This is a genomic window from Photobacterium sp. 1_MG-2023 (assembly GCF_030547945.1).
GTDB lineage: Bacteria > Pseudomonadota > Gammaproteobacteria > Enterobacterales > Vibrionaceae > Photobacterium.
In genome coordinates this window covers 169,492-191,433 of sequence record NZ_JAUORR010000003.1, presented here as the reverse complement: position 1 = coordinate 191,433, position 21,942 = coordinate 169,492, and the positions used below count along the sequence as shown (strand labels likewise).

General features: G+C 50.4%; 19 protein-coding genes. 10 read left to right on the top strand and 9 right to left on the bottom strand.

Going from position 1 to position 21,942, the window contains the following annotated elements; genetic code table 11:
* The first annotated feature begins 145 nt into the window (after positions 1-145).
* From Q4579_RS04400 to emrD, 3 genes are all read left to right on the top strand, one after another.
* Complete coding sequence (locus tag Q4579_RS04400; protein WP_303561927.1) at positions 146-1,438, top strand: alpha/beta fold hydrolase; 1,293 nt, start codon at positions 146-148, stop codon at positions 1,436-1,438.
* A 282-nt stretch (positions 1,439-1,720) separates the two neighbouring features.
* The gene (ribA, locus tag Q4579_RS04395) at positions 1,721-2,320 is read left to right on the top strand and encodes a GTP cyclohydrolase II (RefSeq protein WP_211648356.1); all 600 of its coding nucleotides are present in this window, start codon (positions 1,721-1,723) and stop codon (positions 2,318-2,320) included.
* 294 nt (positions 2,321-2,614) lie between these two features.
* Positions 2,615-3,826: a multidrug efflux MFS transporter EmrD gene (gene emrD, locus Q4579_RS04390; protein ID WP_303561926.1), complete on the top strand. Its 1,212-nt coding sequence runs from the start codon at positions 2,615-2,617 to the stop codon at positions 3,824-3,826.
* Positions 3,827-3,891: 65 nt separating this feature from the next.
* On the opposite strand, the gene Q4579_RS04385 is transcribed toward emrD, so the two are convergent.
* A complete protein-coding gene (locus Q4579_RS04385) occupies positions 3,892-4,230 on the bottom strand; it encodes an HI1450 family dsDNA-mimic protein (protein ID WP_303561925.1) in 339 nt (112 codons plus the stop codon).
* A gap of 199 nt (positions 4,231-4,429) precedes the next feature.
* Here Q4579_RS04385 and Q4579_RS04380 point away from each other — a divergent pair, with 199 nt between their 5' ends.
* Complete coding sequence (locus Q4579_RS04380) at positions 4,430-5,203, top strand: nucleotidyltransferase domain-containing protein (protein ID WP_303561923.1); 774 nt, start codon at positions 4,430-4,432, stop codon at positions 5,201-5,203.
* An 18-nt stretch (positions 5,204-5,221) separates the two neighbouring features.
* Entirely contained in the window at positions 5,222-7,636 is a 2,415-nt protein-coding gene (locus Q4579_RS04375) for a DNA polymerase II (RefSeq protein WP_303561921.1), read from the top strand.
* A 17-nt stretch (positions 7,637-7,653) separates the two neighbouring features.
* On the opposite strand, the gene Q4579_RS04370 is transcribed toward Q4579_RS04375, so the two are convergent.
* The 5 genes from Q4579_RS04370 to Q4579_RS04350 form a co-directional block, all read right to left on the bottom strand.
* Positions 7,654-8,301 (bottom strand): response regulator transcription factor, encoded by a 648-nt coding sequence (locus Q4579_RS04370; RefSeq protein WP_303561919.1) that lies wholly within the window; start codon positions 8,299-8,301, stop codon positions 7,654-7,656.
* Positions 8,270-9,688, bottom strand: a complete 1,419-nt coding sequence (locus Q4579_RS04365; RefSeq protein ID WP_303562183.1) for a cache domain-containing protein — start codon at positions 9,686-9,688, stop codon at positions 8,270-8,272. The genes Q4579_RS04370 and Q4579_RS04365 overlap by 32 nt, the downstream gene beginning before the upstream one ends.
* Positions 9,689-9,824: 136 nt before the next feature.
* Entirely contained in the window at positions 9,825-11,111 is a 1,287-nt protein-coding gene (locus tag Q4579_RS04360) for a TRAP transporter large permease subunit (RefSeq protein WP_303561918.1), read from the bottom strand.
* A 10-nt stretch (positions 11,112-11,121) separates the two neighbouring features.
* Positions 11,122-11,646: a TRAP transporter small permease subunit gene (locus Q4579_RS04355; protein WP_303561917.1), complete on the bottom strand. Its 525-nt coding sequence runs from the start codon at positions 11,644-11,646 to the stop codon at positions 11,122-11,124.
* Between the two features lie 65 nt (positions 11,647-11,711).
* Positions 11,712-12,803 (bottom strand): TRAP transporter substrate-binding protein, encoded by a 1,092-nt coding sequence (locus tag Q4579_RS04350; protein WP_303561916.1) that lies wholly within the window; start codon positions 12,801-12,803, stop codon positions 11,712-11,714.
* A gap of 414 nt (positions 12,804-13,217) precedes the next feature.
* On the opposite strand from Q4579_RS04350, the gene Q4579_RS04345 reads away from it, so the two are divergent.
* On the top strand, positions 13,218-13,469 hold the full coding sequence (locus tag Q4579_RS04345) for a DUF1289 domain-containing protein (protein ID WP_303561914.1): 252 nt from the start codon (positions 13,218-13,220) through the stop codon (positions 13,467-13,469).
* A 59-nt stretch (positions 13,470-13,528) separates the two neighbouring features.
* On the opposite strand, the gene rplY is transcribed toward Q4579_RS04345, so the two are convergent.
* Positions 13,529-13,807, bottom strand: coding sequence for a 50S ribosomal protein L25 (rplY, locus tag Q4579_RS04340; protein WP_303561912.1), 279 nt, complete (start codon positions 13,805-13,807; stop codon positions 13,529-13,531).
* 352 nt (positions 13,808-14,159) lie between these two features.
* Between rplY and Q4579_RS04335 the strand changes: the two genes are divergently transcribed.
* Complete coding sequence (locus Q4579_RS04335) at positions 14,160-16,316, top strand: TonB-dependent hemoglobin/transferrin/lactoferrin family receptor (RefSeq protein WP_303561911.1); 2,157 nt, start codon at positions 14,160-14,162, stop codon at positions 16,314-16,316.
* Positions 16,317-16,387: 71 nt separating this feature from the next.
* Here Q4579_RS04335 and Q4579_RS04330 read toward each other — a convergent pair whose 3' ends face one another.
* Together Q4579_RS04330 and Q4579_RS04325 are read right to left on the bottom strand one after the other, a co-directional pair.
* Entirely contained in the window at positions 16,388-18,130 is a 1,743-nt protein-coding gene (locus tag Q4579_RS04330) for a DEAD/DEAH box helicase (RefSeq protein WP_303561910.1), read from the bottom strand.
* A 122-nt stretch (positions 18,131-18,252) separates the two neighbouring features.
* Positions 18,253-18,747, bottom strand: a complete 495-nt coding sequence (locus Q4579_RS04325) for an N-acetyltransferase (protein WP_303561908.1) — start codon at positions 18,745-18,747, stop codon at positions 18,253-18,255.
* A 330-nt stretch (positions 18,748-19,077) separates the two neighbouring features.
* On the opposite strand from Q4579_RS04325, the gene rsuA reads away from it, so the two are divergent.
* The 3 genes from rsuA to Q4579_RS04310 all read left to right on the top strand — a co-directional run bounded on the left by rsuA (position 19,078) and on the right by Q4579_RS04310 (position 21,939).
* Complete coding sequence (gene rsuA, locus Q4579_RS04320; RefSeq protein WP_303561906.1) at positions 19,078-19,767, top strand: 16S rRNA pseudouridine(516) synthase RsuA; 690 nt, start codon at positions 19,078-19,080, stop codon at positions 19,765-19,767.
* A gap of 294 nt (positions 19,768-20,061) precedes the next feature.
* A complete protein-coding gene (locus Q4579_RS04315) occupies positions 20,062-21,252 on the top strand; it encodes a Bcr/CflA family multidrug efflux MFS transporter (RefSeq protein WP_303561904.1) in 1,191 nt (396 codons plus the stop codon).
* A gap of 33 nt (positions 21,253-21,285) precedes the next feature.
* Complete coding sequence (locus tag Q4579_RS04310; RefSeq protein WP_303561902.1) at positions 21,286-21,939, top strand: DUF2913 family protein; 654 nt, start codon at positions 21,286-21,288, stop codon at positions 21,937-21,939.
* Positions 21,940-21,942: the final 3 nt, after the last annotated feature.

Here is a 21,942-nt window from a genome sequence, read left to right as displayed (position 1 = left end):
CGACTGTCGCATGAAAAGTGGACGGCCTTATTCCGAATTTGCCGCTGTCGGGTCAATTGAGCGAAAAGCCAAGGGATCTTCGGCAGTTTCAGGCATTTCCTGATAAAGTAGCTCAGTTTTTTAAGTCTGTGTTCATGGAGGATAAATGCAACAGGGCTTTTTTGTGGATGATATGTTTTGCCAATCCCACCAATTTCAATTGCCATTGGATTACCAGCAGCCGGATGGTGAGCAGATTCAGGTGTTTGCTCGTGAGGTTGTTGCCAGAGGGCAACAGAATGCTGATCTACCCTGGCTGGTTTATTTGCAGGGCGGGCCGGGGTTTCCGTCACCGCGGCCTGAATCGGAAAGTGGCTGGCTGAAACGCGCGCTGAAAGATTTCAGAGTCTTACTGCTTGATCAGCGCGGGACGGGCCAGAGCCAGCCAGTGCATGCACAAACGCTGTCTGGGCTGACGCCGGAACAGCAGGCTGAATATCTGAGCCATTTCCGTGCGGACAATATTGTCCGGGATGCGGAAGCCATTCGTGAGTCGCTGGGCGTATCCCAGTGGTCGCTGCTCGGTCAGAGTTTCGGTGGATTTTGTGCGCTGCATTATTTGTCTTTTTACCCGAAAAGTCTGCATCACGTTTATATGACGGGCGGTATTCCACCGATTCACGGTCATGCGGATGTGGTGTATCAAGCAACATATCGCCGGGTGCTTGATAAAAATGCGGCGTTTTTCCGCCGTTTCCCTGATGCGCAGGTTCAATGTAACCGGATTGCAGATTATTTGCTTGCCCATGATATCCGGTTACCAAATGGTCAGCAATTTACGGTAGAGCAGTTTCAGCTGATTGGTATCAACTTAGGACGCAGCGGCGGTGATCTGGCACTCTATTATCAATTGGAGAACGCGTTTGTTGACGTGAATGGTCAGTCTGAGCTGAGTTACAGCTTTTTAAATGCCATGCTGGCCGAGCAGGCGTATCAGACGAATCCAATCTATGCCATTTTACATGAGTCAATCTATTGTCAGAAAGAAGCATCGCGCTGGTCTGCACACCGGGTGCGTGACGATTATCCGCAGTGTCATTATCAAAGCGGACAGAACTTTTGTTTCACGGGTGAGATGGTGTATCCATGGATGTTTGATCAACTGGAAACGCTCAAACCGCTGAAGGCTGCAGCCGAACTGCTGGCAGAGAAATCCGACTGGCCGGCGTTGTACGATGCCAAACAACTGGCGCAAAACACAGTGCCGGTTGCTGCGGCTGTCTATGTTGAAGATATGTATGTTGAGTTTGACCTCAGCCGCCAGACGCTCAATGGGATGCCAAACAGCGATGCCTGGATGACAAATGAGTTCGAACACAATGGGTTACGTGCCGCGGGTGAGCGAATTCTGGATACATTAATTCACAAAGCACAGGCGATTCAGGATCAATTGGGCTAATAGAACGGGATTGATTTTGTGCTGTGCCAGTCAGGGCAATCGGGCGGGTTGCCCTGACGGATGGGAAAACCGGGTATCCAGATAAAATGTGTTATGTTATAACATATTTTATTGGTGCAGAAACAGAAGTCCTGAGACTGACTGTTTTCGTGTCATAATTTTAGATATTATCAGTCCCACATACAGACCGGGTGAACCAAAGCAGATGCCGAGGTGCTGCGGTAGATAACTGAGCAATCTTGTGTTGTCAGGCACGGATTGTGAGAGAGGTAGTAGAACAAGATGGTAAAAGTAAGGGCCAGAGTCCCCTTTAAAGTCGGTATGAACAGCCATATCCCCGCCGACATTCTCTCTTTTGATGGCCTGGATTCCGGTAAAGAGCATGTTGCTCTGATTTTTCGAAGTGCCGACAAGCAAACCACACCGCCATTAGTGCGCATGCATTCTGAGTGTCTGACGGGCGATGTATTCCATTCGTCACGGTGTGATTGCGGTGAGCAATTAGATGAAACCATTGAGCGAATGGCTGAAGAAGGTGGCATTTTGCTCTATCTGCGTCAGGAAGGTCGTGGTATTGGTCTGTACAACAAGATCGACGCATACTTGCTTCAAAGTCAGGGCATGAACACCTATGAAGCCAATAATCATTTAGGCTTTGGTGACGATCTGCGTGATTTCTCCGAGGCAGCTGAAATGCTCAAAGCACTGGGTGTGGCATCAATTCGGTTAATCACCAACAACCCGAAGAAGATTCAGGATCTGGAAGCTTTAGGCATTTCCATTGCCGAGGTTGTCGGGACTAAAGCGCATCTGAAAGAAGGCAATGAAAACTATCTCCGTGCCAAAGCAAGCCGGGGCAAGCATCGTTTTCATTTTGACTAAGCTTTTCAGACACCAGATGAAGCGAGCTCCGGCTCGCTTTTTTTTTGCCTGAAGCTGGTAGGTTTTTGAATTAGAAATTCTAATCCGATTTATAACAAACTATCGTGCTGTTTCACAAAGGATTTACTTGTTGTTCTATCAATCTGCCATTACTATCCCGCTCGAAGTGTTGTCATAGCGGCGCTCGCGACAAATCGGGTTTCTGAATCCACGTCTCAATAATCGATTGTCGTGCCGTTTTTTCGATGACCTGTATTTATCTTAAACCCTTCGTTTTATGTAAGGAGTGAGGTTGTGCAAGGGCAATCTTATTCTGCCAATGTGGCAAAAATTCTGTTTCTGATCATCATTCTGGCCGCTGTGGGACAAATGACCCAAACCATGTATGTGCCAGCGATTCCACAAATGGCTGCTGAATTTGCTGTGAAACCTGCTTTTTTACAGGCAGTGATGGCGGCATATCTCATTCCGTACGGTTTATCCCAGTTTATTTACGGGCCACTGTCGGATCGGATTGGCCGTAAACGCGTCATGCTGATCGGCATGAGTATATTCGTGTTGGGAACCACGTTTGCGTTGTTTGCGCCGACTTTTGAAATCTTCCTGATGGCCAGTTTCATTCAGGGGATGGGGACCGGCTGTGGCGGTGCCATGTGCCGGACCGTCACCCGCGACTGTTATGAAGGCACAGAGCTGCACCGCGTGAATAGTCTGGTCAGCATGGGGGTGATTTTTTCTCCGCTGATTGCGCCGGTTCTGGGTGGCTATCTTTCAGAGTTATTTGGCTGGTCTGCGAGTTATGTGTTTTTAGGGGGGTTGGGAACGGCAGTCACGCTGATTATTCTGACGCAGTTTACGGAGACGCTACCTGCTGAAAAGCGCCGGATCGAGAAAGTCACCACCAGTTATCAATATGTCCTGAGTAACCGGAAATTTCAGGGCTATGTCCTGTGTCTGGTCGCGACTTTTGCCGGACTGGCAGTCTTTGAAGCGGCTGCCGGGGTATTGCTTGGGAACGTCCTGAAGCTGGATCCGACGACAGTCAGCTGGCTCTTTGTGTTGCCATTGCCCGGCTATCTGCTGGGATCATGGATGTCATCGAAGCTGGTGAAACGGATGGGACAGCAGCGTGTGTTGTATCTTGGCTTAGCGGCCCTGGCCTTTGGCGCGCTGACTATTCTGCTGCCGGGAATCATGGGCATGGTCACGGTGAGTTCGTTGATTGGGGGGGCATTCCTGTATTTCATCGGCTCAGGGGTGATTTTCCCGGTCACGACAACGGCGGCAATTGAACCTTTCCCATACCATGCCGGAACAGCTGGTGCGGTGCTGGGTGGTTTGCAGAATCTGGGCGCAGGTTTGGCAGCTTTGGTTGCATCCATGTTGAGTGCGAAAGATCAGTTCAGCCTGGGAGCGATCATGGTGGCGATGGTGATGATTGCGGTTGCCAGTGTGGTCTGGGTCAGACGCAGCCCGCAGGAAGAAACGCCTGTGCTGGTTGGATAACAGGGTGAGAAAAAACAGAAAAGCGGTGCTGATTCAGCGCCGCTTTTTGCTTTCTGAGCAGAAACTTAATCCCGTTTCCACAGAATATGGCAGAATTTATTGTCTGGATCGCGGCTGATCAGCATGCGGGCGAAGATATCATCCAGCTCATCATTCGCTTCATTCACCAGGCCGATACGAACTTCTGCATAAGTGTCGTCTTCCACCGGAAAGCCGACATGCTCTGGCCAGTCTGCGCCGGTCTCAACCACTTCCGCAGCGCCACGGTCATCAAACTGCGCGGTAAATAACAGCACATCAGCGGGTTCTAAACTGTCCTGAGCCATTTCCAGGAAGATATCGTAAGCCGCTTCAATGACGTCGTCGTATGAGAGCAGCGCTGTATGCAGATCTGAGTTTTCCATGTTTTGTTCAATCTTGAGTGAATCAAGGGCGCAGTATATCAAGCCTGAACGGGCAAAGGCTACGTGGGAGCATGCTTTTTCTGTCCCGGATGATGAGAAGGCGATGCCGATTTCGGCAGTCAGAATGGCATATCCATCAATGGCAACAACTTTCGTGCTATGATGCAGGCAGTTTATGTTGTGATCCAGGAAACAGCTTTTGGCACTTCTTCTTCCCGTCATTGATAATCAGCGTCCCTTTCAGCCCGTATTTCAGCCTTGTATCCATGAAGCTTTGCAGCATTTGAATGTATTGTTTAAAGATGCCCTGCACAGTGTTTACCTCTCTGGCAGTCTGGCCCGTCGGGAAGGCATTCCGGGCCGATCCGATCTGAATCTGACACTGGTGCTCAAGCGGCCGCTGAACGACCAGGAAACCAGCCGTTTACACAGCCTGAACTGGCATCTTGCCAGACGTCATAAAGCGATCACCCGGCTGGATTTGAAACTCGCTTTATATGAAAACGTTCTCTCACTGGAAGGTATTTTTGAATGGGGATTCTGGCTGAGACATTGCTGTGTGTGTTTGAGCGGAAAAGATCTGTCCGGCAGTTTTGGCGATTTTGAGCCCAGCTGGGATGCGGCCAAATCTCTGAACGGCCCTCTGGAACCCATCCTGAATGAGTATCGCCACAAAATTCTGAAAACCCGCGTGGCAGAGCATTATCTCGACTACTGTGAATACATCGGCAAGAAAATGTTATGGACCGCGTTTACGCTGGTGATGCACAAAGAAAAAACACTGGCGCTGTCGTTAAATCAAGCCACGGCGTGCTTTTTACGAATATATCCGGATAAATCGCTTGAGGCCGAGCGCGCCGCCATGCTGGCCAGCCGGACGCAGGTTCCCAAAAAAGCAACCCTGTATCTGATGCAGCACTTTGGCCTGTGGATTGCGGATGAGTGGCAAAAAATTGAACGCAAGATCGGCTGATCCCCAGATAAGAGCATCATGAATCAAGCAAGCATACCGAATTATCAGCCAGACAACAGGCAGCAAAGAACCGGCTTCGTACTGACCCGGCAGAGCCGGGATGTGCAGGGCCGGACTCAGATCACCCTGTGGGTGAAAACTGAACAGGGGCCGTGCAAGCTGGTTGTTGAGGGGGACAAGCCTGTCTGTTTTATTCCCGCAGAGGATCAAACACATGCCGAACAGTTACTGGCCCGGCATGGTGTGTCGGCGACTTTTCGACCGCTGGGCCTGAAAAATTTTCAGCATCAGCCTATGTCTGCCTGCTATACCGAGACGATTTCGACAAGCCAGCAGGCCAGTGTGTTACTGGCATCTGAGGGGATCAAAGTTTACGAATCCGATATCCGGCTTGCCGATCGGTATCTGATGGAGCGCTTTATTCGTGGTGGGATTGCATTTGCTGGTCACGTCAGTGAACGGGCGGGGTATTCCGAATTCACGCAGGTCAAAACCAAAGCTGCGGATGATCAGCCGATGCTGTCTGTCGTGTCTCTGGATATTGAGTGTTCAGAAAAAGGCATCTTGTATTCTATCGGCCTGCATAGCGCGCAGGACAGCCGGGTGATCATGGTCGGCCAAGCTGCTGCAGACGCAGAACTATTGGATTGGATTCAATGGGTGAAGGATGAGAAAAGCCTGCTGATGGCACTGCAGGACTGGTTTACCCGATTTGACCCGGATGTTGTGATCGGCTGGAACGTGATTGATTTTGACTTCCGGTTGCTGCTGAGAAGGGCGGAGTGGCACCAACTCCCGTTGCGCATTGGCCGGGGACGACAGACCCCGCACTGGCGGCAATCCAGCCAGAATCCGAACTCAGGCTTTATCACGTTACCGGGACGGATCGTGATGGACGGAATCGATACACTCAAAACAGCGACGTATAATTTTCGCTCCTGGTCGCTGGAATCGGTGTCGCAAGCATTGCTGGGAGAAGGCAAGGCGATCCACAACGTGTATGACCGGATGGCTGAAATCAATCAGATGTTCCGGGAAGATAAAGTCTCGCTGGCCAGATATAACCTGCAAGATTGCAAACTGGTGACCCGGATATTTGAAACCACCCATTTGCTGGATTTTGCGATTGAACGCAGCCGGTTGACAGGCGTTGAGCTGGATCGGGTCGGCGGCTCGGTGGCTGCTTTTACCAACCTCTATTTACCGCAATTGCACCGGGCTGGCTATGTGGCGCCGAATCTGGAAAGTGAAAACTGGATAGCGAGCCCCGGCGGGTATGTGATGGATTCCAAACCAGGCCTGTATGATTCCGTGCTGGTGCTGGATTTCAAATCGCTGTATCCCTCCATTATCCGTACCTTTCGAATCGATCCCATGGGGCTGGTGGAAGGTTTGCTGCTGGAAGAAGGCAAGGCTGATGATCAGGCGATTGCTGGTTTCCGGGGTGGACGTTTCCATCGCGAGAAACATTTTCTGCCCGAAATGATCGAAAATTTGTGGGCTGCCAGAGATCAGGCCAAACGGGACGGTGAAAAAGCATTTTCTCAGGCCATTAAGATCATCATGAATTCCTTTTACGGTGTGCTGGGATCGTCCGGGTGCCGTTTTTTCGATCATCGCCTGGCGTCTTCAATCACCATGCGAGGTCATGAAATTATGAAAATGACCCGTGAGCGGATTGAGGAACAAGGTTTTGAGGTGATTTATGGCGACACAGACTCTACTTTTGTGTCCCTGAAAAAAGCACACAGCGGTGAAGCGGCAGATGCGATTGGCAAAATGCTGGTCGCGGAGATCAATCAGTGGTGGACTTCCCATCTGAAAGAGACCTACAACCTGACTTCTGCGCTTGAGCTGGAGTACGAAACCCATTATCACAAATTTCTGATGCCCACGATCCGGGGGCAGGAAACAGGCAGTAAGAAACGTTACGCGGGCCTGATTGTCCGGGATGGGCAAGAAGAAATGGTGTTTAAAGGATTGGAGACGGTCCGCACCGACTGGACACCGCTGGCACAGGAGTTTCAGCAAATCCTGTATCAAAAGGTGTTTCATCAGGAAGATATTGAAGAATACGTGCGTCAGTATGTCGAACGGGCTGCACAGGGCGAACTGGATGACAAACTGATTTACCGGAAAAGGTTACGCCGTCACCTTTCGGAGTATCAGAAGAATGTCCCGCCCCATGTGCGGGCTGCCCGGCGGGCAGATGAAGTGAATCAGCAACTGGGGCGTCCGTTGCAGTATCAAACCGGGGGATGGATCGAATACGTGATCACAACCAGTGGTCCCGAGCCGGTTGAGGCCCGGCAGAGCCCGATCGACTACGACCATTATATCGACAAACAATTAAAGCCCATTGCTGACGGGATTTTGCCTTTTATCGGCAAAAATTTTGATGATCTGATCGCGCCTCAGCTCGGACTGTTCTGATGTCACACGGACGTTGGTTAAATCAGGTTTTCTTTGACGGCGTAGGCTGTCATTTCTGCCGTAGAATTCAGATTCAGCTTGTGCTTGATATTTTGCCGGTGTGTCTCAACGGTTCTGGTACTGATCCCTAATTCCAGCGCAATCTTTTTACTGCTTTTTCCGGAAGCCACTTGCCGCAAAATCGTTTCTTCCCGTCGGCTCAGCGCAATCACCGGGGAGGGTTGAGGGGCGGACTGCGGCTCGATCGGTGCTGAAAACAGGGTGTTGGCTACCAGACGGCAGAAATAACTACCGCCCTGATGAACGGCTTCTATCGCCTGGACCATTTCTTCGGCTGAGACTTCTTTGAGGATGTAACCACTGGCCCCGGCTTGCATCACCTGCAGAATGTATTCCCGGTTATCATGCATGGTCAGGATCAGAACTTTGATTGCCGGGAAGTCGCGACGGAAAATGCGTGTCGCTTCAATGCCGTTCATTTCCGGCATACTGATATCCATCAGCACCACATCCGGCTGATGCAACTGGGCCTGTTTGAGTGCTTCCGCGCCATTTGTAGCCGTTGCGACCACATCAATGTTTTTCTCATTGTCCAGCCGAGCCTGGAAGCCCTGCATGACGACCTGATGGTCATCAACCAGCAGGACGCGAATATTCGTCATCAAAGTTCATTCCTTTGGTTGTGTTCAGTTTTGGGGAATCTGTGGTGAGCAGGAGATTCACCATCACCTCTGTGCCTTCGCCGGGTTGACTGCTGATATCTAATTCACCCCCCAGAAATTCCAGCCGCTCCCGCAAATTCCGCAAGCCGATGCCTTTGCCATTCATGGCTTGTTGTACATCAAATCCGATCCCGTGATCACGGATAATTAACTGAAGTGTGTTCTGAATCACCGACAGCTCGATATCGATCTTTTCGGATTGGGCATGCTTGCTGATGTTCACCAGAGATTCCTGCACCACCCGGTATAAAGTCGTCATCACATCGGTGGGTAAACACAGGTGATTGAGGGTCAGCGACCGATTGATCCAGATGCCTGTGGAAGCGGCAAAGTCATTCAGCAGGTTATCCAGCGCTGCGACCAGACCGATATCATCCAATGAACTGGGCCGGAGGTTATGTGAAATCCGCCTGAGTTCTGCAATGGCCTGTAAAATGGCGGCTTCGCTTAATTCGCGATGATAGAGGGCTTGTTCGGTGTTGGTTTGCGTGAGTTGCTGTTGCAGCAGCTCCAGATGACATTTACCGGAAACAAGCAACTGATTCACCCCGTCGTGTAATTCCCGGGCAACATGTTTCTTCTCTTCTTCCTGAAACATCACGGTTTTATGTGCCAATTCTTTGAGCCGGCTATCGGCCAGCCGGTGTTCATGCAAGTTGATCGCCAGGGTTGCGATCAGAATCAGCAGGGTGGTGATGGCCACCAAGACAATTACGGAAATGAAAGTCGTCTGGATATTGGCCTGAACAGCTTGCTCAACCTGACTCATCTGCAGCCCGATATCTTCAATATAAAGCCCAGTGCCGATCATCCACTGCCATTTGGGCAGCCATGCCGCGTAACTCAGCTTGGTGACGATTTGCTCGCTGGAAGGCTTATGCCAGAGGTACTGATGAAATCCCCCGCCTGATTTGGCCGTTTCAATTAAAGCCCGGATCAGGTAATCGCCGTTGGTATCCTGTAAATTGAGCAAATTTTTTCCGACCAGTTCCGGCAGGACAGGATGGGCCAGGTTGGTCCCGTCTTCATGGTAGACAAAAAAATAGCCATCATCCCCGTAACGCAAGCCGCTGAGAATGCGCGCCACTTCTGCTTTTGCATGCGCATCATCCGGACCCGCTTGCTGATAGATATGATGAATACTGTCGAGAGCCAGATCGACCGTGTCTTTCAGCGCTTGCTCTTTGGCGGCGATCAGGCTGGCCCGGAAGGTCGCGACTTCCTTCTCGCCCAGTGAGGTGGCCTGATGAATCGCAATCCAGCCAATCGCCCCACTGATCAGGAGCAGCGGTAGCAATGTGAGGAGAATCAGCTTCACTTTGAGGGGCATGATCGCAACAACCTGTTTTATCTGCATGGTTTGGTCAGCTCAGAATGTTAACAATTTGTTGAGGCGAACAAAGCAAAAAGACGGCACTTTGTGAGAAAAGTGCCGACTGACGCGACATTTATGGCGATTCATGTTGTCACGAAATACCGTAAAAACCAGGGAAGAGCAGTACGGAAGCGAGTACCATGACCTGAATGGTAATGAACGGCATGACGCCTTTATAAATATCCCGTGTTGTGATGCCGTCTGGCGCCACGCCTTTCAAATAGAACAGGCTAAATCCGAAAGGGGGCGTCAGGAACGAGGTTTGCAGGTTCATGGCAATCAGGATCGCAAACCAAAGCATGTTGATGCCCATCGCATCTGCAATCGGTGCCAGAATCGGGACAACAATGAAGCAGATTTCAACGAAGTCGATGAAAAAGCCCAGGATCAGAATGATCAGCATGGTCAGAATCAGGAAGCTCCATTGCTCGCCGGGCAAAGCCATCATCCATTCTTCAACCAGATAATCCCCGCCGGTATAAGTGAAGGCCATTGAAAATGCAGTTGCCCCCAGCAGAATCCCGAAGACCATCGCCGTGACTTTGACGGTTTCAAACGCGCTGTCATAGAGCATCTTCCAGGAAAACTGCCGGTAAAGCAGGGACAGCAGCACGGCACCCATCCCGCCGAGCGCCGCAGATTCTGTAGGCGTCGCAATTCCCGCGAAGATGGAACCCAGCACAACAATGATCAGAGCCAGCGGGGGAATCACGGCCTTCAGCGCGGCAATCACTTCCTGCTGGCGGGATTGGGTCGGATCTCTCTCCATCGGTCTTGTGGCGTCCGGGTTCATCCAGCTGTAGATCATGATGTAAATAATATACGCCAGCACCAGTGCGAGACCCGGCCAGACGGCCGCCTGAAATAAATCGCCGACCGGGATACCCAGCACATCGCCTAAAAGAATCAGCACGATTGACGGGGGAATAATCTGACCCAGGGTGCCTGAAGCACAGATGGTGCCGGTGGCCAGCCCTTTGCTGTACTGATACTTCATCATCACCGGCAGTGAAATTAACCCCATCGCGACAACAGATGCACCGACGACCCCCGTTGAAGCAGCCAGCAACGAGCCGACCAACACGGTTGAAATCGCTAAACCACCGCGAACGCTGCCAAACAGTTTGCCCATAGATTCCAGCAATTGTTCAGCCAGACGGGTTTTCTGCAGCACCAGTCCCATAAACACAAAAAGCGGGACCGCCATCAGCACGGTGTTTTGCATGATGCTCATGATCCGGAAAGGCATGAATGCGAAAATATCCGGGCCTTCGGCCCAAAGTCCAAACAGGAGCGCAATGCCACCGAAGGTAAATGCGACCGGGAAGCCTAACAGCAGGGCAAACAGGGCCACGATGAACATGATAATACCAACCACGGAATACTCCTTATTTATCGTGGAACAGGCTTGGGTGAACCAGGCGGTTGATGTTGTGCAGGATCATCCCGATCCCAGAGATTGCCATGAACAGAAATGACACCGGGATCAGGCTTTTGATCAGCCATCGGTGAGGCAGGCCGCCGGGGTCACCACTGGATTCGCCCAGCGCGTAGGATTCTCTGGCATAATCGATGCCATACCAGAACACGAGCAGACAGAAAGGCAGCAGAAAAATGACGGATCCCATCAGATCGATCAGCGCCCGCGTTTTCAGGCTGAATCTCTCGTAAAACACATCCACCCGGACGTGTCCGCCTGCTTTCAGCGCATAAGGAACGCCCAGCAGGAACACCGCAGAAAACAGGTGCCACTCCATTTCCTGCATGGCAATTGAGACATCGTTAAAGACATAACGCATCACAACGTCGTAAAAGACGTTCAGCATCAGCAAAATAAATAAGGTACTGGCTATCCAGCCAAGCAAGTCGGAAAACCGGTTCAGGATTTTCTCGAAGGCTAAAAGGCTTCGCATAGAGACTCCGTCGCGAGGCAGCATGGAAGAAAAATACGCCGGATTGTCCGGCGTATGGGGTTGGATTATTCCTGTTCGGCCTGACTGTCGAGGTAGGCTTTATCAGCAATCAGTGTCCATTCACGGGCTTTCTTCAGATAAGCCGCCTGAGAGTCCAGAATTTCTTTTGCCAGCGGATCATTTTTGGCCTGCTCGGCAAGTAACTCGTCGTTGGCTTTGCGAACCGCTGCCATGACTTCATCCGGGAAATTCATCACTTTGATATCCGGATACTCTTCTTTCATGGTTGACCAGTTTTCTGCACTGGCATGGGTATTCTGGATATACATGTCATAGGCAGACAGTCGCATGGCCACACGCAGAATTTCCTGTAAATCGGCAGGCAGGCGATCCCAGGAACGCTTGTTCACCAGGAATTGCAGCTCGGTTGCTGGCTCATGCCATCCGGTATAGTAGAACGGTGCAATTTTGTGGAAACCCATGCGTAAATCCAGGCCCGGACCCACCCATTCCAGCGCGTCGATGGTACGGCGTTCCAGTGCGGTATAGAGTTCACCGGGTGCAATATTGGTCGGGCTCGCACCCAATTTGGCTAAAACTTCGCCCGCGAAACCCGGAATCCGGATTTTCAGGCCTTTCAGGTCATCCACAGTTTTGATTTCTTTCTGAAACCAGCCGCCCATCTGTACGCCGGTATTCCCGCCCGGAAATGACAACAGGTTATGGGGCCCATAGACTTTTTCCATGAGTGCCATCCCGCCGCCATGGTAGAACCAGGCATATTGCTCTGCGGCAACCATACCAAAGGGCATGGTTGTGAAATAAAGGGTGTTCGGTACTTTACCTTTCCAGTAATACGATGCGGAGTGGCCGATGTCGTACTGACCGGCTTTCACCATATCGAACACGCCAAGTGGCGCTTTATGTTTGTTGGCGGAGTCGATGCGGATCTGCAGTCGCCCGTTGGACATTTCCTCGGCCATTTTGGCCATGGATTTCGTGGTGTCGCCGAAAATCGGGAAGTTTGCGCCCCAGGTTTCAGCCAGTTTCAGGCGATAGACTTTTTCAGCTGAATAAGCAGCGGTACTTGAAAGTAAAACAGCAACCGCGCCGGCGGCAACCAGCGCATTGCGTACAGTGCGTTTTACTAAACTCATGTTTCACGTCCTCATGATTATTGTGATATTGGGGATATAACCCTCTGCAATCAAAGCATTGAACAAAGCATAGGCGGGAACAAGCGCAATAACACGGAGTTGGTTTGATTGTGTGCGACGCGAATTCTCGACCAAGGTATTAGGTATATCTACTTAGTAAATTGAAGGGGTATGTCTAATGTTATGTTTTTTATTGTTTTATTCGGGTTGGAATGAGGGGAATGTTGCGGTGTTTACGGAGTAAGTCTTTTTGCTGATAATGTTAATTAAATGTATCGATTGTGAGTTGGCTCACTGAGGCTGGCTTGTGTCAGAACTCAGAAACGGTGAAAGCCCGTGAACTGGCGTTCTGCAGGCAAACCCGTTAGTATCTCGGTATGTCTATTTTTTCACCAATATCAGGCGGAGGCAGGGGTGGAGCAGTTAGAATTCTTTATCATCCCCAGTCCGTGTATTGGGGTCTGTCAGGTGAATAATCGCGGCTACTGTAAAGGCTGTCTGAGAAGCCGGGAAGAGCGTTTTCACTGGCAGGCTATGAGTAATGATCAGAAGCGGCATGTGATCAAACTGTGCCGGCAACGTTATCAGCGAATCAAGCGGCGTCAGCGCGAATTAGATGCCCAGGCTGCACAACAGGCTGAAAATCCACAACAAAGCTTGTTTTGAAAGGTACAAAAAAAGCGCCCAGAGGGCGCTTTTCTTTCAGCGTTTCCGCCAATCCGCAATTAGATGCGGATGAAGTCCATGTGCTGAACTTTTGGCTTGAACGGGTGACGCTGGATGTCTTGAGGCTTCACGTTCACTTCTTTGCCGTCGATAACCAGAGTGATAGCTTCGTAGAAACCAGCTTTATCCATTTGGTTGATCACGTCATCGTGGTTCAGTTCGATAGAAACTGGTGCTTCTTCGCCACCGTAGATGATTGCAGGGAACTTGTTAGCGTGACGCAGGCGGCGGCTCGCACCTTTACCCAGGTCAGAACGTACTTGTGCTTCAAATTTCATGATGCTTACTCTTTATTGAGTGAATGAAAAAGGTATTCCGTAATGCGACCTTACCGAATACCGTCAAATCGAGCGCGGATACTAACACCCCGAATCTCCCCAGACAAGCAGATTTCCCGAAAACATCCCAAATCAGCGAAAAAATAAGCGGTTGCACGAAATGAGGTGTGATCAGTATTTTTTTATACATGCAATGATATTCATCAAACGGGTTTCATCATTCGGACGAAGTTCCAAATAAGTAGTGTAACTGTGATCTAAATAACATTGAGATTGATAGTAATTCTCATTTCTTTTTGTATAATCCCTATCAATTAGAACTTTAATGATAAAAAAATTAATAGCAGGGATTATGAACCACAAACAATTATCACTGATTGCCAGTGCTGTGCTGCTGGCCCTTTCTCCTTCATTGCAGGCTCAGGAAAAGAAAGCTTATACAGATGAGATGGTGATTACTGCAACCCGAATGGAGCAGAGCATCAAAGATGTACCGGGATCTGTATCTAAGATTACCGCGGAGGATATGGAAAAGAATCTCGCGAATGATCTGAAAGATGCACTGAAGTATGAACCGGGTGTTCAGGTGAATGGGAATGGTCGCTTTGGTATTTCTGATTTTACTGTGCGTGGTGTGTCAGGAAGCCGGGTGAAAGTGATGGTTGATGATGTGGAGCAACCGGCGGGCTACAATCCGGGAGCCGAGCAGATGCGTAAATATTCAAACGGATTTGAGGTGGATACGTTAACGGCTGTGGAAGTTAGCAAAGGACCGGGTTCAAGCCTTTATGGCAGCGATGCAATTGGCGGGACAGTCTTACTGAGAACTAAAAATCCGGAAGATGTTTTACAGACTGGGGAAAACAATCATCTGGCTGTGAAAACAGGTTATGCGAGTGACAGTGATCAATACAAAGCAACCGTTGAAGCGGCGAATCGTACCGGTGCTGTGGAAAGTTTGCTGATTTATACCTATCGGGATGGCCATGAAACAGAAGCACATGGCGATGGGGCTGATATTGAAGGCAACAGTCGTGGGCAGGCGAACCCGCTGACTTTTGCATCGCATAACGTGCTTGGCAAAGTGTATGTTCAGGTGAACGACACCAACCGGGTCGGCTTGGTTGCGGAATATTATACACGTGATACAGATGCCCAGATCCTGAGCCAGGAAAATTACGATGCTGGCGGTGGTTTCATGCCGGGTTTTGTTTACACCAGTGTGCGTGGTCATGATGAAGATGATCGGATCCGATTGGGGTTGACCCACGAATGGCAGGCTAATCTGGCCGCTGCGGATACAGTGAACTGGGCTTTGAACTGGCAGCGTAGTGAGAGTAAACATGATAACTACGATCATACGGATAGATATGGTCATCGGAATCGCTTCCGTAGCGGTGAAGACTCCAGCATGCAGTTTGATACGCAGTTTAATAAAGCTATTGCGTTCTCCGATACTCGTCATGAGCTGACTTATGGTTTGAGTGTTGTACAAAATGAGTTCGAACTGGATTATAAAGACTACTTCCTGGATTCCGGGACCGTGAAACCTGGCCCGGTAGAAGTGCCAAATGCAAAATCCGTGAAATACGGTATTTTCTTGCAGGATCAACTGTATTTAATGCAGGATCAACTGGTCGTGACCGGTGGCCTCCGCTACGACAACTATCAGGCTGAACCTGCCAATTCTTCAGGTCTGCCTGATCATGATAGTGATGCGGTGACGGGGCGTCTGGGGGCGGTATATCACTGGACTGAGTCGTTCAATACTTATGCTCAAATCAGTCAGGGTTTCCGTTCACCAACCATTGGTGAAATGTATGAAGATAAAGATAACAGGGCATATGGCTACAAAATTGTTGCTAACCCGAACCTGAAACCAGAAAAAAGCCTTGCTTACGAAATCGGTTCCAGAGCACAGGGACGCATCGGATCAATGAGCATGGCAGTTTTTTACACCGACTATGAAGATTTCATTGCTTCACAGACTGAGGTTATCGAAGGAATTCAGGTTACCACGAATGAAAACTTAGATGCGGCCAAAATTTATGGTGTCGAATTCGCATCTGAACTCTGGCTGGATGAAGCCCTGAATGCACCGAGTGGCACTTACGCAAAAGTTTCTCTGGCTTATCAGGAAGGTGAAGACAAAGAGACAGGAGCAGCCTTAGATTCTGTCTCGCCGTTCACTTCGGTTGTGGGCCTAGGTTATGACGCGCCAAGTGGTGACTGGGGAAGTGAGATCAGTACGGTTTACGTTGCATCGAAATCTGGTTCAGACTGGTCGAATGACACCAATGTTGATGCGCCAAGTTACACCGTGGTTGATCTGACTGCTTATTATACGCCGACCGAAAATCTGATGGTGCGTGCAGGTCTGTTTAACGCATTCGATAAGAAATACTGGCGTTATCAGGATGTTGAAGGGTTTAAGCCGACGGAACCAGGCTTAGACCGCCATACTCAGCCAGGTCGTAACTGGGGTGTGAATGTGGATTACGCCTTCTGATTCTTCATCGGAGATAGGGCATGACAGGAGCCGCACGAGAGTGCGGCTTTTTTCTTTCTGAATCATCAGACTTACTGCTTGTACTGATCCAAATCGAACAGCTTATCCCGGATTGCCCAGAAGCGGCCGCTTTTGCGGGCGATAATGATTTCCGGCGGGCGAAGCCGGTGTTCGTTGCTGGCCACTTTGGTGGGTGCCGTCTCGGTAAAGGGCCGATGGCGGTCCACCAGATGCGGATTGATAAATTTCTTCAGGAATTCGGATTTCTGAGTTTTGTTCGTCAGTTGCCAGGTTTCACTGATCTGGCCGTCCTCTTCACTGAAATAGGTGACTTTCAACTGGGGTTTCCCGTACTGGTTTTTACCCGGCTCAAGCTGCATGTCGGTACATTTCATGATCATGGCGTCTTTGAGCTTGAGTGCATCCCGCAGCTTTTTGTCCGGATCGACCATGACCGCGTCGCACTGATGACAGCGCCGCGCCGCAATATCGTTGTCTGCACCGCATTCTTCACAGTATTTGGCCCGGAAACGGTAGCCACATTCTTCCCGTTCACCCGTGTCATCGTCTTCAAAATAGCCCTGACAGCGGCGACCATAATGTTCGATCAGAAATCCCGCCGGGTCGAGTTTGCCCCAGAAGCTGTTTTTAAAACCACAGGCCGGGCAGGGCACCATAATCACTTCGCTGGCGCTGTCCGGTTTTGGGTCGCCGACTTCCGGCTGATAGAGGTCATAACAGTTCCCGGCATATTCCAGCACCAGACAATCGGTTTTCCCTTCAGATAAACGCAAACCACGGCCTACAATTTGCTGATACAGGCTGATGGACTCGGTCGGACGCAGGATCGCAATCAGATCGACATGAGGGGCATCAAATCCCGTGGTGAGTACAGAGACATTCACCAGAAATTTGATCTGCTGGTTCTTGAATGCGGTGATGATCCTGTCCCGTTCTTCCAGCGGGGTATCTCCGACAACCAGTGCTGCTTTTTCGCCCGACAGATAGCCCATAATTTCTTGGGCATGATTCACCGTAGAGGCGAAAATCATCACGCCTTTGCGATCTGTTGCATAATCAATGACCTGTTCAATAATCGTGGGCGTCGCGCGTGCGGATCTGGCAATCACAGCGTCCAGATCCGCTTCGCGGTAATGACCATGATTGGCCGGTTTCAGGCTGGAAAAATCGTAGCCAATCACCGCCATATCCATCACTTTGGGTTCGGTCAGAAACCCTTCATCCAGCAGGTAGCGGATTGGCAGTTCAAAAATGCAGTCCCGGAAGAAGCGATCCTGCTCCGTACGGACCTGACCGCGCGTGTGATATTTGTAGATCCAGCCCATACCCAGCCGATAGGGTGTTGCAGTGAGCCCCAGAATCTTGATGCCGGCATTGATGGCCTGAAGGTGCTGGATGACACGCTGATAAGCACTGTTCTCATCGTCCGGCACCCGGTGACATTCGTCGATGACCAGCAGAGAAAACTCTGCATCAAACTGATCCAGGCTGTTCACCATGGACTGTACCGAGGCAAACACCACCTGCTGATCGGTTTCTTTCCGCCCTAATCCGGCAGAAAAAATCGAAGCTTTTAAGCCGTAACTTTCATATTTGGCATGATTCTGCTCGACCAGTTCTTTTACGTGCGTCAGTACCAGCACCCGGCCCCGGGCAATCCGGGCCAGTTCGGCAATGACCAGGCTTTTTCCGGCACCGGTTGGCAGCGCCAGCACTGCGGGTGTGCTGTGTTTACGAAAATAGTGCACTGTGGCTTTCACACAGTCTTGCTGATAAGGACGCAGGGTATACATGGATTAGACTTGATTGATGAACAGCGCAGAGGAGTGTAACGGCTTTGAACTGCGGGAGACAAGCTTTGGTGCGACGGGTGTCATCAGGGCTCGTTGTGCAGAGCCCTGTGTTGAGGTCGCATTCAGGATGCCATATTCAGGGGCAGTTTGGTCGGTTTGATGGTTTTGGTCATCATGCAGAACTGACGGCGCGGGATAAAGTCATGTCTCTCATAGAAACTCCGGGCACCTTTGTTCCCGATATTGACCTCCAGCGTCAGTGCATGCACACCGGCTTCAGCGCAATGCGCTTCTATTTGTGGCATCAGCTCGGTCCCGATGCCTTGCTGACGCCATTCTGGTTTGAGATAAAACTGGTCGATCAGTGCGATACGGCCGCCGTGTTCCAGGCTGAAGCTGTAGCTGAGGATGATGTGACCGGCAATCATGGTGTTATCGCCGTCTTTCACTTCGATAAACCAGGCTTGCCCCAGCTCAGCGTTATTCAGGATCTGATGAACTGCCTGTGCGGTTTGCTCGCGTTTTTGTGGCAGGACTTCATATTCAAAGAGTTCCCCAACAAGTGTAAGCAGCATGTCCACAGAAGACAGGCTTGGCGCTACAAGTGAGATGTTCATAAGTCAACCTTAGTTGTTCGGTGTTATGGCATTGTAGTGATTCGCTTTAGCTAAGTGGTTATACGAATAACCCACACCACATGTCTATAAGTGAAGACCGTGAAAGTGGAGAAATGTTCTACTTTTTGAGCTTAGTGGCAGTTCAGGGAAACCGATGTAAAAATTTGTGATCAGGGGTTGCAATGCGTGATATCCCTCCAACCCTGTGGTGAAGGCCATTGGCGAAAATTTCGTCATCCTCACCCGGCAGCACCAGCCAATCTCGCTGAACCGAGCATCTTGGTCAGACTTGCGTATATAATGGCGTTTTTGCAACACGTGGAGCCAGCCATGCGGCTTGATAAGTTTTTAAGTACGGCTTTGGGAATTACCCGTAAAGAAGCCGGTAAACTATTAAAAGAAAAAAGAATTGAAGTGAATGAGGCAGTCGTGAAAAACGGCGCGCTCAAAGTCACACCGGACTGCGAAGTGACCTTTGATGACCATCCGCTTCAGATGACTGGCCCGAAATATCTGATGCTGAACAAGCCACAGGGATACGTTTGCTCGCATGTGGATGACTTTAACCCGACTGTTTACGTTTTACTGGATGAGGTCAGTCCGGAGAAACTGCATGTTGCAGGTCGCCTGGATGCGGATACAACGGGTTTAGTGCTGCTGACAGATGACGGTCAGTGGTCTCACCGCATCACATCTCCTCGTCATGTCTGTGAAAAAGTGTATTACGTGGAAACGGCTGATCCGATTCCGGAAAGTGCCATTGCCGCCTTTGCGGAAGGCGTCCAGCTTCGGGGTGAGAAAGAACTGACGCGTCCGGCGAAACTTGAAATTCTGGGCGAACGCGAAGCCATGATCACGATTTCTGAAGGAAAATATCATCAGGTGAAGCGGATGTTTGCAGCCATTGGAAACAAAGTGGAAGCCTTGCACCGGGAGCAGGTGGGTGCCGTGGTACTGGATGAGACGCTGGAACCGGGTGAATATCGCCCGTTAACTGAAGAAGAAGTCGCCAGTTTCTGACGCGAATGAAGTCTGCCTGAATGGCGCTGGATTTCTGTAGAGTCCAGCGCCATTTTTGGTTGAGGGCCTTGGATTGCTGTCTGTACAGGCAGATAAACAATTTGAAAAACTTCACTCTCAGGCAAGAACCGTGAAATTTTTGGGATGTTTTTTGATCTTAGGGACTATATAGCTCACAATTATTTGCTATCACACCGTCGAAAGAAAGTTATCATTTCCTGTCAGGAAAGATTCGCGTAGCGAAAATTGTCGTACAATCACATTCTTTCCCTTTTATCTTCTATTAAGTGGTTTATGAGTAAATCTGACAGTCCAGGCCTGAGTTTCACATTAATTCTGATCCTTGGTGCGATTGCCGCGCTGACCCCCCTTGCGATTGATATGTATCTTCCTGCGATGCCAACCATCGCGAAAGACCTTGGGGTGACACCAAGTTCGGTTCAGGTCACGCTGACGGCTTATACGGCCGGATTTGCAATTGGCCAGTTAATTCATGGCCCGCTGTCAGACAGTTATGGCCGGCGTCCGGTCCTGATCATTGGTGTGATTCTGTTTGCGCTCGCTGCGGTTGTCAGTGCGCAGAGTCATGATATTACGGAGCTGACCTGGATCCGTGCCGCACAGGGTTTCGCCGGTGCTTCTGCCGCTGTCATCATTCAGGCGCTGGTGCGCGATATGTTTGAGCGCGAAGAGTTCGCCCGGACCATGTCTTTTGTCACGCTGGTGATGACAGTCGCCCCACTGGCTGCGCCATTAATCGGGGGCTATTTGTCCGTCTGGCTGGGATGGCGCTCGATTTTCTGGTTCCTTGCGTTGTTTTCGGTCATCGTGATTCTGGCGGTTCTGAAAATGATCCCGGAAACCTTACCGGCAGAAAAACGCCTGCCATTCCATTTAGGGTCAACGCTGCGAAACTATGCCCGCATGCTGACCTCACGCCCTGCCTTAGGCTTAGTGATGAGCAGCGGTTTCTCATTCTCTGGCATGTTTGTGTTCCTCACCGTGGGTTCTTTTGTCTACATCGATCTTTACCACGTCAGCACAGAAAACTTCGGCTTACTGTTTGGCCTGAACGTTGTGTGCCTGATCGTGATGACAACGCTGAACGGCAAACTGGTCCGGAAAATGGGGTCGCACTATATGCTGCGACTGGGCCTGAACATTCAGCTGATTGCCGGGATCGGGCTGGTGGTCGGACAGACTCTGGATCTGGGGCTTTGGGGGACTGTGATTCCTGTGATGTTGTTTGTGGGTGCCATTTCGACGGTTGCCAGTAATTCGATGGCTTGTTTATTAGCCAAATACCCGCATATGGCAGGTACAGCGTCTTCTCTGGCTGGTACAATGCGCTTCGGAACGGGGACGGTTGTCGGTGGTGTGGTTGCCTTAATGCCAGATACATCGGCCTGGCCGCTGGCGGGGACAATGGCAGCTTGTGCAATCCTTGCGTCACTGTTCTACTGGACGATGTCGAAAGACGCCTGATGGCATTAACACAGCAGAAAGAAAATCAATTGTATGGCTGAGTTTTATCAAGAGCTGAATCAACTGGTGAATGACGGTCTGTCAGCGTTGCAGACCTCGATTGCCGAAGGTAAAACACCGAATAATCCGGTGAGTGAAACGCACTTTATGAGTGCCTGGATTACCAAAGTGATCAAGCAACAGCGTTATGACCATTGTGTGGCGAAAACGCTGGCTGGCTGGCAGCAACAAGCCCGGAGTATGGGCAAGCAAGCGCAGCTGAAGCAAAAATTTGAGCACATTACCTGGACTTTGTCGGGCGTCCTGAATGAAGCGGGGCAAACGAAGCCGCTGACACAGGAAGCCGTGCAGCACTGGTATCAGGCCCTTGAAGGTGCGGGCTGGATGATCACGACAGAATACGAAGTGGATCGGAAAGTCACGCATCACACAGACGGGCAGGCTTCATTGGTGGTGTGCGCCAAGCAGGCAGGTACGGCATTTGAAGAGGGCACACTGAACAAAGCTTTGTCTGTGTATGTGCGGGGTAACAGCCAGCAATGTATCGATTTGGCTTATCAGTGTGGGTTGTTGCTGTATAAGGTGACCGATTATAAGTCTCTGGTGAAATACCATGGTGAATACCGGCTGTATCCGGCAAATGCCGGGAAGCATTTGCCGGAATTACCAACCCGCTTGAAAGACTGAGCA

Coding starts and splice junctions, on each gene's coding strand:
- Q4579_RS04375 (WP_303561921.1), top strand. CDS start 5,222: ATGAATCAAGCAAGCATACCGAATTATCAGCCAGACAACAGGCAGCAA.
- rsuA (WP_303561906.1), top strand. CDS start 19,078: ATGCGGCTTGATAAGTTTTTAAGTACGGCTTTGGGAATTACCCGTAAA.
- Q4579_RS04385 (WP_303561925.1), bottom strand. CDS start 4,230: ATGGAAAACTCAGATCTGCATACAGCGCTGCTCTCATACGACGACGTC.
- Q4579_RS04350 (WP_303561916.1), bottom strand. CDS start 12,803: ATGAGTTTAGTAAAACGCACTGTACGCAATGCGCTGGTTGCCGCCGGC.
- Q4579_RS04365 (WP_303562183.1), bottom strand. CDS start 9,688: ATGCCCCTCAAAGTGAAGCTGATTCTCCTCACATTGCTACCGCTGCTC.
- Q4579_RS04330 (WP_303561910.1), bottom strand. CDS start 18,130: ATGTATACCCTGCGTCCTTATCAGCAAGACTGTGTGAAAGCCACAGTG.
- Q4579_RS04400 (WP_303561927.1), top strand. CDS start 146: ATGCAACAGGGCTTTTTTGTGGATGATATGTTTTGCCAATCCCACCAA.
- rplY (WP_303561912.1), bottom strand. CDS start 13,807: ATGAAATTTGAAGCACAAGTACGTTCTGACCTGGGTAAAGGTGCGAGC.
- Q4579_RS04310 (WP_303561902.1), top strand. CDS start 21,286: ATGGCTGAGTTTTATCAAGAGCTGAATCAACTGGTGAATGACGGTCTG.
- Q4579_RS04335 (WP_303561911.1), top strand. CDS start 14,160: ATGAACCACAAACAATTATCACTGATTGCCAGTGCTGTGCTGCTGGCC.
- Q4579_RS04315 (WP_303561904.1), top strand. CDS start 20,062: ATGAGTAAATCTGACAGTCCAGGCCTGAGTTTCACATTAATTCTGATC.
- Q4579_RS04325 (WP_303561908.1), bottom strand. CDS start 18,747: ATGAACATCTCACTTGTAGCGCCAAGCCTGTCTTCTGTGGACATGCTG.
- Q4579_RS04355 (WP_303561917.1), bottom strand. CDS start 11,646: ATGCGAAGCCTTTTAGCCTTCGAGAAAATCCTGAACCGGTTTTCCGAC.
- ribA (WP_211648356.1), top strand. CDS start 1,721: ATGGTAAAAGTAAGGGCCAGAGTCCCCTTTAAAGTCGGTATGAACAGC.